At 68.1% G+C, this 15647-nt stretch carries 12 protein-coding genes; 3 read left to right on the forward strand and 9 right to left on the reverse strand.

The genetic code is table 11. The features are described from left to right. Window positions 1-137: 137 nt before the first annotated feature. A complete protein-coding gene (locus tag HAV39_RS30135; protein ID WP_191842555.1) occupies window positions 138-2924 on the reverse strand; it encodes a BTAD domain-containing putative transcriptional regulator in 2787 nt (928 codons plus the stop codon). Between HAV39_RS30135 and HAV39_RS30140 the strand changes: the two genes are divergently transcribed. Both HAV39_RS30140 and HAV39_RS30145 read left to right on the forward strand, forming a co-directional pair. Beyond that, window positions 2905-4758, forward strand: coding sequence for an Hsp70 family protein (locus tag HAV39_RS30140; RefSeq protein WP_191842556.1), 1854 nt, complete (start codon window positions 2905-2907; stop codon window positions 4756-4758). The genes HAV39_RS30135 and HAV39_RS30140 overlap by 20 nt on opposite strands. Window positions 4759-5011: 253 nt before the next feature. Beyond that, a complete protein-coding gene (locus tag HAV39_RS30145; protein WP_191842557.1) occupies window positions 5012-5440 on the forward strand; it encodes a hypothetical protein in 429 nt (142 codons plus the stop codon). Window positions 5441-5837: 397 nt separating this feature from the next. On the opposite strand, the gene HAV39_RS30150 is transcribed toward HAV39_RS30145, so the two are convergent. After that, window positions 5838-6470: a PH domain-containing protein gene (locus HAV39_RS30150; protein WP_191842558.1), complete on the reverse strand. Its 633-nt coding sequence runs from the start codon at window positions 6468-6470 to the stop codon at window positions 5838-5840. A gap of 1111 nt (window positions 6471-7581) precedes the next feature. On the opposite strand from HAV39_RS30150, the gene HAV39_RS30155 reads away from it, so the two are divergent. Further along, a complete protein-coding gene (locus tag HAV39_RS30155) occupies window positions 7582-8124 on the forward strand; it encodes a hypothetical protein (RefSeq protein ID WP_191842559.1) in 543 nt (180 codons plus the stop codon). 231 nt (window positions 8125-8355) lie between these two features. Here the strand turns inward: HAV39_RS30155 and ltrA are convergent, their stop codons facing one another. From ltrA to HAV39_RS30185, 7 genes are all read right to left on the reverse strand, one after another. Then, window positions 8356-9807, reverse strand: coding sequence for a group II intron reverse transcriptase/maturase (gene ltrA / locus HAV39_RS30160; protein ID WP_239120652.1), 1452 nt, complete (start codon window positions 9805-9807; stop codon window positions 8356-8358). 785 nt (window positions 9808-10592) lie between these two features. Next, window positions 10593-11144, reverse strand: coding sequence for a hypothetical protein (locus HAV39_RS30165; RefSeq protein WP_191842560.1), 552 nt, complete (start codon window positions 11142-11144; stop codon window positions 10593-10595). A 70-nt stretch (window positions 11145-11214) separates the two neighbouring features. Continuing rightward, a complete protein-coding gene (locus HAV39_RS43680; protein ID WP_373311783.1) occupies window positions 11215-12201 on the reverse strand; it encodes a helix-turn-helix domain-containing protein in 987 nt (328 codons plus the stop codon). Next, window positions 12198-12998 carry a M23 family metallopeptidase gene (locus HAV39_RS43685; protein ID WP_191842561.1) on the reverse strand — a complete coding sequence of 267 codons (801 nt, stop codon included), beginning with the start codon at window positions 12996-12998 and terminating at the stop codon, window positions 12198-12200. Before HAV39_RS43685 ends, HAV39_RS43680 begins: the two co-directional genes overlap by 4 nt. A 31-nt stretch (window positions 12999-13029) precedes the next feature. After that, on the reverse strand, window positions 13030-13554 hold the full coding sequence (locus HAV39_RS30175) for a hypothetical protein (RefSeq protein ID WP_191842562.1): 525 nt from the start codon (window positions 13552-13554) through the stop codon (window positions 13030-13032). Next, complete coding sequence (locus HAV39_RS30180; protein ID WP_191842563.1) at window positions 13551-14282, reverse strand: GGDEF domain-containing protein; 732 nt, start codon at window positions 14280-14282, stop codon at window positions 13551-13553. Before HAV39_RS30180 ends, HAV39_RS30175 begins: the two co-directional genes overlap by 4 nt. Window positions 14283-14412: 130 nt before the next feature. After that, on the reverse strand, window positions 14413-15600 hold the full coding sequence (locus tag HAV39_RS30185; RefSeq protein WP_191842564.1) for a hypothetical protein: 1188 nt from the start codon (window positions 15598-15600) through the stop codon (window positions 14413-14415). Between the last annotated feature and the right edge of the window lie 47 nt (window positions 15601-15647).

Genomic DNA, 15647 nt, shown 5'->3' on the forward strand with positions numbered 1-15647 from the left:
CCCGCTTGTCATCAACGAGGTCAATTCAGTGGTCGAAGGCGACTGGCCGCCGATGATGTCCGCCAAGGCATTCGGCAGCGATCTGGGCGTGGCCGCACTGGGCGGCTGCAACGATCCGTCGGAGTCGGAGGCAGTGTTTAGCTGGTTGTGCGGATCAGTTCTGCGGTTTCGTGGTCGATGTCGACGTCGAGGTAACGCAGGGCCGCGTGGTATCTGCTGACCGCGTTGCTGGCCCGGTCCGGCATGCCGAGCCGGGTCCATGCTGTCAACGCTCGCCGGAAGACAGCCGTGTTGGCCGGTGACAGTGCGGATGCCTGGTCGAGGAGTTCTGCTGCTTGGCGGGGGTCGCCGGTGTCCTGGGCGAGGGTGACGAGAATGTCGATGACCTTGCTGATGTAGGTGTGTTGGTGAGGTTCGGTCCAGTCGTAGTCCGTTCCTTCGGCCAGCGGTCCGGCGTGTAGGGCGAGCGCTTGTTGTAGGTGGTGGTGTCGGGTGTCGGGGTCGGTGGTGTGGTCTGCGGCGGTGAGGTGGTCACTGAATTGCCATAGGTCGACGTCGACGAGGTCGGGGTCGAGGTGGTAGCGGCCGCCGGGGTTGGGTACGGCGTTGCGGGTTTTGTCGCCGGCGGCTCGGCGGAAGCCGTTGCGCAGGTCGGCGATGGTGACGGCGAAACGTTCCTCGGCTCGTTGCATGGTCGCGTCGGGAAAGAGCACCTCCCATAGGTCGACTTTGGCGATGGTGGTGCGTTGCACCGCGAGTAGGACCAGTGTCTGAATGGCTTTGGTACGCAGGCCGGTGATGGGTTGGCCGTGTTGGTCGAGGATCTGCGGCCGACCGATGATCTTCACTTGAGTTTTCGTGACGGCCTGCGTAGTTGGTGCTGCGGCTGGTTCGTGTGCGGTTGCGGTGATCGTGTCGCTCGGCGGCCGGTCTGCGGCAGCTGGTGCCGGGTTGGTGATGTGTAGCAGGTCGAGGGTGCTGGGGGCGTCGAGTATGGCGAGCCTGGTGCCGTGGTCGGTGTGGCCGTCAGGGTCGACGGTCATGGTTTGCGCGGCTCGGTGGATGTTGAGCAGTACGGCACCGATGTTGCTGGCCGCTGCGACGGGTAGCAGTGCGTCGAGGACCTTGCCGTGCCCGTCGGCGGTGTCCAGTAGCAGGACCGTCGGCGGTGGTGTTGAGGGTTGGTCGTGTTGTTGGGCTTGGCGGGTGCGGGACAGGATCTGCCGGGTGATGTGTTCGATGGCATCGGCGGTGGTGGTGGCGACGGTCAGTTGGGGGTGGTGCAGGTTGTCATCGCCGAGTAGGACGTCCGCGGTCGCTCGGGTGGTGATGAGCTGGTCGGGGCTGCGGTCCGCTGTGGCGAGGGTGGCGGCGATGAGTCCGCGGGCTGCCGCGTGTGCGCCCGGGCCGGCCAGGACGAGTCCGCCGGGCGGCAGTGTGCCGATGCCGGCCAGTGCTGGCCCGGTGGTTGCCGGTTGCGGCTCCGCGGGTGTGTTGGTGTAGTGCACGTCGGCGGCGGCATAGGTGTTCGCGTCGGTGTGCTGGTCATTGCTCGTGCTCGGGCCTACTTGGGGCTGGGTTGGGTGCTGTGCAGGGTTGTCGTCTGCCGTGGCGCGTAGTGCTTCGCGTAGGCGGCGGACGGCGTCGGGTAGCGCAGGCCACCACGGGTCAGTCTGCTGCAGGCCGGTGGGCCTGCGGGGGCGGTAGCGGTGGTGGCGCATGGCCCATGCCGCGGCTATCGCGGCCAGGATGCCGGCGGCCAGTGCGGTGCTGACCCAGCCGCCGGGCAGTGCGATTCCGGCTGGCTGCTGTTGCTGTGAACTACCAACCTGGTTGTTGTCCTTGTGCTGGTCGATGGTAGTCGGGGCGGTCGTGGTGATGTCGGGCTCGACGACACCGTCGGGGTCGGCGTCTGCTGGTGGCGTGGCGGTCGGCTGCGGTGGCACCGGCGCTGGCAGCGGCTGTTGTGGCGGCGTTACGCGTGGTGGTGTACCGACGCGCACAGCACCTGGCGGTGGTGTGGCGTCGGCGGGCAGTCGCAGGTCCCAACGGGGGTAGATCACATCGCAGTCACGTAGCTTCCCGCCGATCTTGGCCCAGTGCCGGTGCCAGTTGAGGCGACAGATCTCCGGCCACCGATCGGCGTCACCCAACCATTGTCGGGCGATCTTCGACATCGTGTCGCCACGACGCACCACCGCGTGGAATCGCTCGCCGCGGACCTCGAACGTGATCGTCCCGTGGTGCACCTTGGTCGTGGTCGCTGCCGACGCAGACGGCGCCGTCTCCACGACATCCCGTGTCACGAGCGCGGTAGAGGCGGCCGCGCGGGGCGTGGTGGCCGCTGGTGCGGGGCTGGTGGTTGCTGCGCGGGCAGCGCTGCCCGCAACCGCGATGACGACCGCGCCGACCAGGCCGGCAGCGACCGCACGCAGCGGCGTGGGCAGCCGCCACCGGGACGTGTCTACCCGCGCGACTACCGACAGGACCTCCGCGGCCACCGCGGCGAGCAGTCCTGCCCACAGCAGCCATCCGGCGCACGTGAAGAGCCCGATCAGGAACGGCACCGTGACCGGCTGCGCTAGCCATGCCATCCACTGCTCGCCTGTTGGCCACGCGTCCGGTAGCGGCCAGCCCACCAGCACGACCAGGGCTGCGGGCAGCCCGGCCAGCATGGCCAGCAGCCCACCGGCGGAGATCAACACGCGTAACGCTCGGCCTACGATGCTGCCGCGTGGCGCGACGGTCGTAGAAGTACGTGTTTCCATGGCACTCCTCCCCCAGGCGGCCTCGACCACCGGTCGCCGTTCATCATCATCGATCCCGCACTCGCTCGCCACATCCGGTAGCCAGACCGTCACCGCGGGGCAGCGCCACCGCGAACGGTTTGACACACTGCCCCCTATGGAATCGACCACGGTCACGCTCTCCGTCGACATCGGAGAACAGACCACCGTGGCCGTCGCCGCGGTCGGGCACCGCCGCAGCCCTGTTCTTTTCGGCGCCACCACCTCGACGCCGTCGGCCGTCACCCTGCCCCCGGACGCAGACGGCGGCGAGCGAGTGGTGGTCGACGATGTGCGCTCGGCGCTGGGCGGTGCCGTTGGCGATGTGCGGGCTGCTGCGGTGTTGCTGCGCCGCGTCGCTGACGCCGCCGAGACGTTCGCTGGCACGGTCACCGGGCTCGTGTTGACCGCTCCCCCGGCCTGGGGCCCTCGGCGGCACGCCCTGCTTCGCCAGGCTGCCGCGTCGGCAGGGCTTCCTGCGCCGACCATCGTCGCTGCACCGGTCGCGGCGGCCGCCTATGCCCACACCGTGGAGCCGGTCCCGGACAGCGGATGCGTCCTGGTGTGCGACATCGGCGTAACCGAAGCCAACATGTCCCTGGTGCAGCACACAGGCGGTGGCTGGCAGCTGCTGTCGACGATCCCCATGCCAGCGACCGGCGCACAAGCCCTAGCGCGGGCACTCGTCGAGCACCTACCCGTGCCAGTACCCGACGGCAGCGACGTCGACAGCGGTGCGCCCGCCGCGGTGCAAGCGGCACTGGCACAGCTGGCCGACAACGGCCGGGCGGCTGTCGTACTGCCCGATCCCCACCCGCCGATTCTGCTCACCCACGCCGACCTCGAGCAGCCCGCCGCACGGATGCGTCAGCAGATCCTCGCCGCCGCGGACGAAGCTATGGCCGCCGCCGACATCGACCCCGAGCACCTAGCGGCCATCGTCGCCCTCGGCGACACCGCCGCGCTGATCGGCGCCGGCGACGCCCTACAAGGCCGGTTCGCGCTCGCTCCTGTGCCCCTGTCCGCACCCGCGCTGGCGCGGGCCGACGGTGCACTCACCAGCTACCAGCCCGGACCGGCCACGGCAGCCGGAACCGCCACAGGAGCTCGGCTGCGGGTGCGGCATCTGGCCGCGGTCGTCCTACCGTCGGTGGCGGCCGGCGTGCTGGCGATCCAGGACATCACCGACACCCAGTACCTACTGCCGCACAACCTGACCTACACCACCGACGACTACGCCAAGATCACCGCCTACTTCAACATGCCCCAATACGCCGTCGCCGCGATGCTCACCACCTTCGCCGCCATCGCCGGCGGACGCTTCGCCGCCGCAGCCCTGCTGCGCGACGACCACACCGACAACCGGCCCGGATACCACGCCACACGCGCCGGACGGCTCCTCGCGTTCACCGCAGCCATCGGGCTGGCCGTCGCCGGCCTGTTCGGCCTACTCGCCGACGCGATCTTCGGCGGCTCACCGGAACTGGCCCCCGACTTCCTCACCCCGACCCTGGCCGCGGCCGCACCCGCCGCCGCAGTCGCGGTCACCGTCGGACTGGTCGCACCCCTGATCCCGGCGCTGCGCGACAAACCGTGGACCGACCCCCTGCACCACCCGGTCACCGCCATGCTCCTCGCAGCGGCAGGCATCGCCGGTATGCAGGCCGCATGGAACGGCCTGCCCTTCGACGCACCGATCCCCTACGACCTGGTCGTCATCATCGGCGGCCGCGGCGGAGCCGCACTACTCGGTGTCGCCGTCGCGCTCACCCTCACCCGACGGCGCGCGGCTGCGACCGCGCTGGCCGCCGTCCTGGGCCTCGGCTTCGCCATCGTTCACGTCCCCTCCAACGACAGCATCCTCATCACCCTCTACCTCATCGCCACAGCCGCCTGGTGGATCCGCCAAGCCGTCACCGTCGCCCTGCTCGCCGTCCCGGACAACCTGCTCAAACGACTGCTCGGCAGCTGACGGCGGATTGCCATTCCCACCCAGGCGCTGCCACGGTTGGCCACGTTCTCGAGAAGGCGAGCCAGATGCTCGTCAGTTTCGAGCTGGACCGCCACACCGAGCCCAGGGTGGCTAATCCGGTCGAGGTGCCCATGAGCGGGTAGGTCACCAGCATCGAGGGTACGCAACCCCTCGGTATCGGGGGCGGGACCTCACGCCGTGACCCGCGAGCCGGGGTTGACTCGCACCCTTGGCTCGAACGTATGTTTGATTCGTGTCGGAACAGCTGCGTGGGTATGACGGACCGAACCAGTACACCCGGGCGCGAGCCCAGATCACCGACGAGCAGCTCGCAGAGGGCATCCGTGACGCCTTGATCGCAGTGTGGTGGTGGTTCGACGCATGGTGGCCCGACGAGCGGGACACCGCCAACAAGTACTCCCGCAAGCTCGCCCAGATGATCCAGGACACCCGGGACACGATCACTGCCCGCGGAGCCGCCGCGACCGTTGACGAGTTTGTCGCCGCCAGCGTGCCCCTTCTCGGCGAGGCCTGGCCATCTCGACCCTCATCAGCAGCAGGTCTCTCCGCTGCCATCGACTCGCTGAGGGACGCAGCCCTGCTCCGGGTCACCTCGGTACGCCGTGCCCGTGGCGAGGTAGACCGCTGGGACGGCAAGCGTGTGCTTCGGACTCTCGGCTAGCTAGCGCTCCGACCGCGAACTTCGCCGGATTGGTCAGGCCGCCCCTTCGGATGCGCTTCTCACTACAGATGCCGGCTCGTTGCGGCGTTGAGCGGTCGGGATATCGGGGTGGCGGGCGTTGGCGTTGCGCCAGCGCAGGTAGGCGCGCAGGGCTAGACGATGTGGGCTGCAGTGGCTGAAGCTGGCGATGGGGAACTGCCGCAGAGGTCCGAAATGGGCCTCGATCAGGTTGGCCCGGGAGGTGTCTAGTCCCACCACATGCTTGACGAATCCGTCCCAGCACATGCTTGACGCAGGGCCTAGACGTTCTTGCTGGAGTCATCACCGTTAGTCACCGTGCAAGCGGCCAGCTCGGATATTTCTCGATCAAGAGCGCGGCCAGCAGCACCTGCTCGAACTACAGCTGCTCGATGGACAGCAGATACCGAACCGCTGCCAGCGTCACACCCACCGCCACTGCGGCCAGCAGCACGTGACCGTAGCGGACGCGGCGGTCCACCTGGCCGTCATTCAGCTCCACTGGGACCTGCTCGAGCATCGCCCCCACGCCCAGCCGTTGGTGGCGGCCCGCGTTCACCTGGTAGCCGCGAGCCAAGTTGAGGTTGAGGGCTGCGAGTCGAATCGGCGGTGCGTTGCGCACCAGGAGGCGGGGAGTCAAGGCGGTCTCGGTGTCCACCCCTTCGATCAGGCGACGAGGGACGACGTGCCGACGGAACGGGTTTCTGACGATCACCTGCCCCGATGTGACGACGATCGAAGCCGCCGGCGCAGCCAGGTAGACCCAAATGAGGCCAGCAGCGTCCAAGGCGAGCAGGGAGGCCACCACGCCAGGTCCCTTAGACCTGTGGGCGAGTACCGGAATCAACATCCCCAAGCCCCAAACGAGCGCGAACACCAGGTGCAGCGGTTCAAGTCGCCGATAGGTCCGTTGGATGTTGAGCACGGCTGGATCGTAACGAGAGTGGCCAGCACGGGTGTCGCCGAGCGTCACCTCCGAGAGCATCGACACCTGAGCCGCCCGCACGATCATGTCAAGCAGCTACTGGGACGCCGATGTCAAGCATCTACCGGGACAGCACACAACTCATGCCATCGGTGTCTAGTCCCAGTACCTGCTTGACCGATCCGTCCCAGCAGCCGCTTGACTGGTGACCTTGATGTCTGCGACCTTGCGGAGTCGGTTAGTGGGGTCGTCGGCGCGGTTGTAACGATCACCTTGCTCACGTTCAGCGCGGTGACGAAGATCGAATATGGGAACTGGTTCGGGGCGGCAGTGAACGCGTTATGGGTGCTGCTAATACTTGCCGGCCATGTGTTCATAGCGGTGAAGTCTCGGAAGCGCCGACGAAGCTCAAGCCAGCAACAACCTTGACTTCGCAGGGCCGCTGGACTACCTGACCGCTGCTCCCGCCGCCGTCACATCCGTGCCACCTGATGTCTTCAAGGTCAAAGTCAACCCCTCAACCTCGGGCTCCGGGGAGTCGCACCCCGCCTACCTTCGACCCGGGCAAAGCCTTCATGATCTGCCGCCCTGGTCAAGGTCGTCCGGTAGGGCGCTCCACTTGACCAGGTCGGGAGATCATGCCACGGAGTGCGGGCCGACGGCAGACGGGGAGCCAGGTGGGACAAGATCATGAGGTTGGGCTATCGAATCGCTTCGATCCTGCAATCCAGTAAGGGAGCCAGGCCAGAGTTCCGAGGAATGCGGCTACCTTCCAGGGCAAGATCGACATGACCGCCAAGAGGCCCACCGCTGCCCAGACCGATAGTGCACCGACGAGAAGCGCCCTCTGGCTCGGCCATACGTCTGAAGGCATCGGGCACCACCAAATCTGCGAATCTTCTCCGGCAGACGGCAGGGTACAGCCAACCGCGATCTTGAGCTGCGCGTGTTCCCCCAATGTTCCCCAGGACAGCCGTAGATGGCCGGACTCAGCCGGACACGCCCGGACCCCAAACGAAACGCGGCCCTGACCGTTCTTGCTGGTCAGAACCGCGTTTTTGCTGTTGGTGGCGGGTAGAGGATTCGAACCTCTGTAGCTTTCGCGACGGATTTACAGTCCTTCGCCAGCCGGCTAGCCATCAGTTGCGGCTTGGTCCAGACTGCTGAGTTGTAGAGCTCATGCGCAGATGACACCCTGGTGGAGGACATGCAACTCCTTCTAAATCCGCCGGGCTCCGCCGGGCCGATCACGTTGGGTATGCCGTTCGATGAAGCGGCGAACCTGCTTCGACAGGTGGACGGTTACCGGCAACCGCAGCCAGGCAAATGGGTGAACACGGGCTATTTCCACTATGAATCCGGGTTGACGCTTTCCATTGGCCAAGATCGCGCAGGGCTTGTAGATGTGATGGAGGTCTGGCGGCCGTCGGAAGGTGTGGTGGTCATGTTCCAGGACATCTCGCTCTTCGAACTACCTGCTGATGAGGTGGCCAGGAGGTTGGCGACAGTTGCCCGGGTGGAGATAGAGGATAACGGTTCCGCAGTCGTCGCACCCGACCTCCTCCTCGCTCTGTGGCGGCCGGGGATTCCAGATGATCCTGAGGACTTCGAGGGGATGTTTTTCCAGTCCGCCTTGGTGGCCGCGCCGGGCTATTACGACCGGCCAGCGGACCGGTTCACCGAGGTTCAAGTTGAGACGCCACGCGAACGGCAGATTGACGGGCAGGAACCACTCTTCTAAGCAGGTCAGATGTTCTGTTCCGGGCTAGCCGGCCGCGGGCAGCGCAGCGCCTGGCGACCGGTGATCTCAAAGAACATGCAGCGAGCCCCGGTCGCTCCAGTGTGAGGTCGACTCGGGGCGCCCTGCCGCTGTCTCGAACGGTGGGTCTCCCCGAGTCGCCTCCCGAACCCGGCGTGCCGGTCGTCCCGGCACCGGGCTCTCCACAAGTCCCGTCACGGTTGTCGTGGTGGTTCATCCCCTGGTCGGCCACGGGCTAGGAATGGCGGTTCCCCGGTATCGGTAGCGCGTGGTGCGCATTTTGTCCGGGTTGAACAAGCCGATCTCTGCCGTGGTCGGCCACCATCCGCCGCCGCAGTAGCGGCGGCGGATGGTTTTCACGGTGATCCGGCGGTGTTTGCGCCGGGCCCATCGCATGAACCGGTCCAGGGTGTAGTTGGCCAGGTCAGCGAAGGCAGAGGCGGACACTCCGGGGCGGAAGTAGGCGCACCAGCCTCGCAGCGCCGGGTTGAGCTGGCGGATGAGGGCCGGTAGCGGCTGGTTGACGTTGCGTCGGCAGATCATCTTCACCTTGGCCGTTACCGCCTTGATCGCTTTGCGGGACGGGTAGGTGTAGACGTAATGCCGGTTCGTGCCTCGCTTGCGATGGCGTTGGATGCGCCAGCCGAGGAAGTCGAGGCCCTGGTCGATGTGGGTGATCTTCGTCTTCTCCGCCGATAGGCGCAGGCCCATCGGAGCCAGCACCGCCGCCGCCTGCTCACGCATCTGCTCGGCGTGTTCGCGGGTTCCGCTGACCATGAGCAACCAGTCGTCTGCGTAGCGGACGAGACGGTAGTTGCCCAGGCCCTTGCGGCGACGTGTGGCCCGCTGGCTCTGCGTGCTGCCCGGCCCGCCCGGGATCTGGGCGATGTGCTCGTCCAGTACCGATAGGGCCAGGTTGGCCAGCACGGGAGAAAGAATCCCACCCTGCGGCACCCCGGTGTTGCTGTCACGCAGCGCTCCGTCCTGGCCGAGGATCCCGGCCTTCAGGAACGCCTTGACCAGGCTCAGGACGTGTTTGTCTCCGATCCGTTTGCGTAGCCGGTCCATCAGGGCCGGATGCGCGATCTCGTCGAAGCACGCCGTGATGTCACCCTCGACGATCCACTCATACGAGCGGGTCGCCAGATACCGGGCTTCGGCTATCGCGTCATGAGCCCGCCGTCCGGGACGGAAGCCGTAGCTGCACGGCTGGAAGTCCGCCTCCAGGATCGGCTCCAGCACGAGCGTCAGGGACGCCTGGACCACCCGGTCAGTGATGGTTGCGATGCCCAGCCGGCGTTGCTTGCCGCCGGCCTTCGGGATCAATCGCTCCCGCACCGGCACCGGGCGGAAACTGCGGTCCTTCAACGCGGTCCGCAGCCGGTCGCAGAACTGCGCGACCCCGACCACGGCTTGCACGTAGTAGGCGGTCTGCCCATCCACGCCAGCCGTCTTTGCGCCCTTGTTGTGCCGTACCCGATCCCACGCCACAAGCAGGAACGCGGGATCGGCGACAAGGTTGAACACATCGTCAAACCGGCGATGGTGATCATCACGGGCCCAACGGTGCAGCTTCGCCTGGATCTCCAGTACCCGGATCTCGGCCCGCATCAGGGCCGATTCCAGTTCATCGGTGTTCACCAACGCCTCCCGGCATTCCAGCATCTCCACTACAGACTTGCTGGCTCCCTTCGCCATGTGCCTCGGCTTTCCCGGGCTCGGACTACTACGGAGCCTCCGCCCCACCCACGGCCCACAGTCGGCGACGCACCTGCCCACCACCAGACCGGCTGCCCGGAGGCCAGGGCGACCGCGGATGGTTCCCACGTTCACCGGATCATCGATCGGCCAGATCGGCGCTCAGCTATACCCCGGCAGCCTCGCCACGCCTACGCCGTAGACCTTCAGCGTGGCCTCCCCACCGTCTGCTGCACACGGCTTCGGAGTTGACCCCAACATGGCGGTCACGCACTGCACCCCGGCCCCTATCCACCAGATTTGAGCCGGCACTCTTTACGAGGCTTCAACCACTGATTCACTCGCGTTACGCACCCTGGCCTCGCTAGCCGGACCTGCACCGTCTGGCAGTACCAGCACGTCCCGGCATTGTCGGGGCTGCTTCCCACCCTCCCCGGCGTCCCCCGGATCAGGCTGCCCCCAGCTTCGATCAGGCCGCTACGACGTCCTCACGGAGAGGAATCCCACCCCTCTCGACAATCCAGCGCCTCGTGGCGCACACAGCAGTGAAGTACAGCAATGCCGTCGCCCACACTCAGCCGGGTTCGACGATCTGATGACCGACCTGCCGCGTCACTCCGTCAGCGTCGCCAGCGTCATCGCTGACGGACAAGGCCGAGTACTGGTCATCCAACGCCGCCAAAGCCGCGGCGTGCGGCTACGCGGCCATCTGTCGTGCGGGACATTGTGCCGACAGACGGCCGGCCCCGTGCCTACATCTTCGCCCGGAGAAGTTCCAGCGCTGCCGCGGACAAGACGTCCTCAGCGACCTGAGCCAGTGGTCTGCCTGCGTCGACGATCGCGTCGACCCAGTCTGCCAGTAGGCGTTGATCGCCGTCCAGGTTGTCGATGACGAATCGTCGACTGTCACCCATGCGCCCGAATGGGTTCCCACGCGAGGGCTCGTCCAAGCGGGCTGTCATGGTCGACGAGTCGATGAACAGGCCGATGATTGCGTGGAACCGTTCCGCCAGTTCAGGGGCGTTGTCGGCGCGGCCGCACAGGAACAGCACCCGCGCGTCCGAACCAGCAGCGGCGGTGATCACCGCGTCGAGTACTTCTGGCCGCCACACCCATCGGTGTTGTGAAAGCCAGCGTAGGTCGGGTTGGGTCGGCCAGGGCACGCTGTGTCCCTGGTCGTCGACCCAATCGCAGAGGCCTGGATGGCCGTCCAGGCTGACCGCGTGGTGGCCGTGTTCGGCAAGCCAGCGCGCCAATGCGCTCTTCCCCGTAGCGGATACTCCCGTGACCAGCACAGTCTTCACGTCTTCACCACCAACGCCAACGGCATGACTCCGACGATATCCGTGCGCGCTGCGGGCCTCGTCGCGATGTTCATCGCGACGACCTACTCGCCGCGGGATTCCACCCCGTTGTTCGCGTCGTGTGCGGAGCCTGGTGGTGGGCGGCCTCCTTCCTGGTGGGCCCCTCGTGTCCGGCATGGCACTTGGGGCACGTGACGAATTTGCCGGCGTGCTGGGGTGACGGGATCATGCGTGACTTCGGGGAGCATTCGCCGCACCATGCCGGCGGTCTGCGCCGCGGTGGCGGGTGCGGCACGTGGCGCGGTCTGGGTGGCGCCGGGAGGTCGCCGAGCCGGGCACGTAGGACAGCGGTGTAGGACCTGACGCCGCCGGGGTTGGCAGCCAGGTGCGCGGCAAGGTCCTTCCGCCTCCATCCGGCGGTGAACGCGGCGGCTACCAGCGGGGCGAGCGCCGTGGCGGTGCGTCGGCCGACGCGCCAGGGGTGGTCGAGTTCGAGCAGCAGTTCTGTCGCCCAGGCGAGTACGTCGGGTGTTGGAGGTTTTACCGCCTCCTCCAATATGGTTCGGTGGCGGTGCACCGCCTCCCGCGTCACGTTTGCGCTGCTCATCGCGTTGGTTGCGGGCGGCGGTGTACCGCCTGTCGGTGCGACCTGCGCCCGGCGGCCGGCCGCCGGGCGGCGGCGGACCGCCACCCGGCTATCCACAGGGTTATCCACAGCGGGTGGGCCGGTCTGCGGCCCGGAAGGCTCGTCGGCCGCCGGTGGTTGTGTTCGGCGTTCCATGGCTAGGTCGTAGACGACGGGGCGCCGGTCGGCGGGCAGGGACGCGACGTGGCGTTGGTTGCCGCGTCGGATGAGTCCGCGTGCTTCTAGTGCGGCGAGGTCGTCGCGGATGGTGCGTGGCTTTTTGCGCGTGTAGTGGGACAGTCGCTTTTGTGAGGGTGCGGTGCCTCTGCCTGCGGCGTCGGCGTGGTTGGCCAGTGCGACGAGTGTGGCCACCAGATTCGGTGGTAGGTCGGGTGCGTCGTTGAGGACCCAGCTGATCGCTTCGATGCTCATGGGCGCCCCTCGAGATTGCTGGCAGGTGAGGTGGCCTCATCCCGGATGTGTGCCGAGCCGGCAGGCCGATCTACTCGCTGTGGTGCCGCCTGCTGGCTTGCGGCGAGCGCGGCAGCGGCCGGTCCACCACTGAAAGTGAGCGGGCGGATGTCGGCGCCACCGAGCGGCGCTGCGACGGTGTGCATGAAAGCGACGGGGTCGATGCCGGTGTCCCAGGCGGTGCTGCCGCGGTGAACTTCGTAGTGCAGGTGGGGTCCGGAGCTGTGTCCGGAAGAGCCGACGATACCGATGGGTTGGCCTGCCGTAACGGACTGCCCGACGGTGACTGCTGGCGGCTGCAGCATGTGGCAGTAGCGGGTGTAGATGTCGCCGGTGTGGGCGATGTCGACGTAGTAGCCGCACCCGGTGACCTGGGTGGGCGAGCCGTCGCGGTCGCAGCCCCAGCTGGTGGGGTTGACGTTGCAGCGCACGCGCACGACGGTGCCGGCTGCGGCGGCGCAGATGGTGGTGCCGCGGGCGGCGATGAGGTCGACGCCGTTGTGGCGTGGCCGGCTGGGGGTGCGGTAGCCGCTGCCGACGGGTGCGTGGACGGGCTGGGTCCAGCCGAGCGGCCCCGGGCTGCATCCGTCTGTGGTGGCGGTGGCTTCTGCGCCGAGGAGCAGGACGGGTCCGGCCAGGCACAGTAGGACCGCGGTGATGGTGGTGGCGACGACGATGGCGACGGAACCGACTTTCATGATCAACTCCTGGGCATGGAAATAGGGCGTGGGTGGCGGAAGAATCCGCCACCCACGCATGGAGGTTGTGTCGTGATGACTGTGGTCGGTGTCAGCAGGTGGGCCAGTAGGTGTGGACGCGGAAGCCGGTGTGGCGGGCGCACCAGTGCAGCCAGGCGACGGTCAGTGCGATGACCCGGTGGGCGTGTTCGTGTCCGGTCTCGTCGATGAGTTGCAGGTAGTCGTCGGTGTGGGCGCGTAGCCAGTTGCCGAGGACCTGGCTGTGGCGGGCGTCGAGCGACCGGGCGAACCCGGGCGTCTCGAACGGCAGGTGCCGGTCGTCGTCGCGTAGTGCGACGCAGATGTCGTGCGGCTCATCGAGGGCCAATGCGCAGTCGGCCGCCGGTCCACGGCAGGCGTGGTGGGTGGGGATGGCGAACCGGCCGCGGCGCAGCCGCCTCAACTCGAGGTCGACCTGGTACGGCCAGTGCGGGGTGTAGCCGCCGTCGCCGACCGTGGGGCACAGCGGTGTGCCGTCGTGGTGGCTGTGCCACGGCACCCTGACCCCTTTCGGGTAGGGGCCGACGGGCGGGGTGTTGCGGGCCGGTTCGCCGCAGGCCGGGCAGTACAGCCTCACGGCTGCTCCCCCGTCCTGGTGTGCGGCTGCGGGCGGCTGACGGGGGTGCGGTGCAGGTCGCGTAGCCGTGCCTGGCTGCGGGGATCGACGCGAGCGCTTTCGGTGTCGTGGCCGGGCTGGTACAGGTGGTACCAGCGGCCGGCGCGTTTGGTCCGGTACAGGGCGATGTCGGCCTGGCGCACCAGGTCGGCCCACGTGCGGGCGGTGTGGCCGGTGGTGGCGATGCCGGCGCTGGCCCGCGGCACATGCTCGAGCACCGTGTACCGGTCGGGGTGCAGGGTGAGTGGCTGCTCGAGGCGGGTGAGCACATCAGCCACGACTGCGGCGTTGTCGCCGGTGCCCGCGGGCAGGACGAGCAGGAACTCGTCTCCGCCGAGCCGGGCGGCGTGACCGCCGTGCGCGGCCACGGCCGTGCGCAGCCGCGCGGCGGTGTGGCGTAGCAGCTGATCGCCGACGTGGTGGCCGTGCTCGTCATTGACGGATTTGAACCGGTCCAGGTCCAGCAGCGCCACGGTCGTGGGCTGGTGCGCGGCGAGCCGCTGCTCGAGCAGCCGGTGGGCGTGGCGCCGGTTGGGCAGCCCGGTGAGTTCATCGGTGTGGGCCAGGTGCCAGGCGTGGGTGTAGGCGTCACGCAGGCGCCGCAGCGCCGGCGCGGCGGTGGCTCGCCCGGCGGCGAACATGGCCACGGCTGTGACGGCGGTGGCGATCAGCAGGATCAGGATGGACAATGGACACCTCCAACAGGAGGCCCCGGGACGCGTGCTTGCAGGCGAGGCGTCCCGGGGCGTTTTCATGGACGGGCAGCGGCCGGCGGTGTGGCGGGCCGCTGCGCAGGGTCGCCGGCTGTGATCGGCCGGGTCAGTCACGGTCGGGGTCGAGGACGGGGTCGACGACCTGCGCTGTGCCGGTGACGACCAGGCGGTGGCCGTGCAGCTGCGGCAGGTCGAGGTTGTCCAGGTGTGCCCGTGCCAGCCGGGTCGCGATGTCGGCGGCGGTGTGCTCGTCGGCGGTGCGGGCCCATACCCGTAGCCGCTCGTTGCAGGTGACCTGCCACCGGCCGTCATCGCTCTGGCGTGGGGTGTCGGTGAACGCGTCGTCGTTGCCGACCCGCTCGTGCCGGCGCGTCCACCGTGCCTGGGCGGCGTCGGCGACCAGGGCGCGGGCGTGGCGGGCGTGGTCGGCGGTGACGGTTACGGTCGTCGAGGCCTCGATGCACACCAGCCACGCCCGGGGCAACGGGTCCAGGCCGATGTCGGCGAGGAACCGGTCGACGCGTTGGGCCGGGTCGTCGAGGTGGCCGAGGTCGTCGGCGACGGCCCGGATGGCCCGGGTCCTGATCGCGGCCCGCAGCGCCGGCAGCGCCAGCCGGGCTGCATCCTCGCGTTCGCGAGCCTGGGCAAGTTGCTGCTCTGGTCCGAGATCGAGGTCCCAGCCAGCGGTCGGGTAGGCGATGTGGGCCGGTGCGTCTTCGTCGGGGTCGAGCGCGGCGTCGCGGGGCCTGTCGGTGTCCCATTGGGCGCGGTCGAGGTCGACGGTGACCTGCATCGGTTCGTCGGCGCACGTGAGCGCCTCGGCGAGCCGGTCCTGGGCGATGCGGATGGCGGTGTCGGCGCCGTCGGCCGTGACGGGCACGGTCAGCACGACGGTCGCGCTGACGTCGAACTCCTGCCCGTCGTCGCCGACGGGTGCCGCGTGCTCGTGCCGGGTGGGGCCGATGTCGATCTCGTCGGGTAGGGCGGCGGCGAGGATGTCGCAGATGGTGTGGTGGGCGGTGAGCGCGGAGCCGCTGTCGGGATGCCGGCGGCGGTAGGCCACGGGTGCCTCGACTTCGACGGGCCACAGTTTCGGCAGGCCGGGCATGTCCCATTCGGCCAGGACGTCGTCGGCGCCGCGGTAGCATATCGTCCCGGCGGCGACCGCGGTGATGATGGCGCGGCGGGTGCGGGCGATCAGGGCGGCGAGCTGTTGCTCGTGGGTGGTGGCGGCCTGGCGCACGGTGTGGATCAGTTCGGCGAGTGCGGCGGGGTCCGGTTCTGGTGTTGCCATGTCGGGTGGTGTTCCCTTCGTGGTGAAGGGGCGCCACCCCTCGGGGG

Source organism: Catellatospora chokoriensis, from assembly GCF_011297315.1.
GTDB lineage: Bacteria > Actinomycetota > Actinomycetes > Mycobacteriales > Micromonosporaceae > Catellatospora > Catellatospora citrea.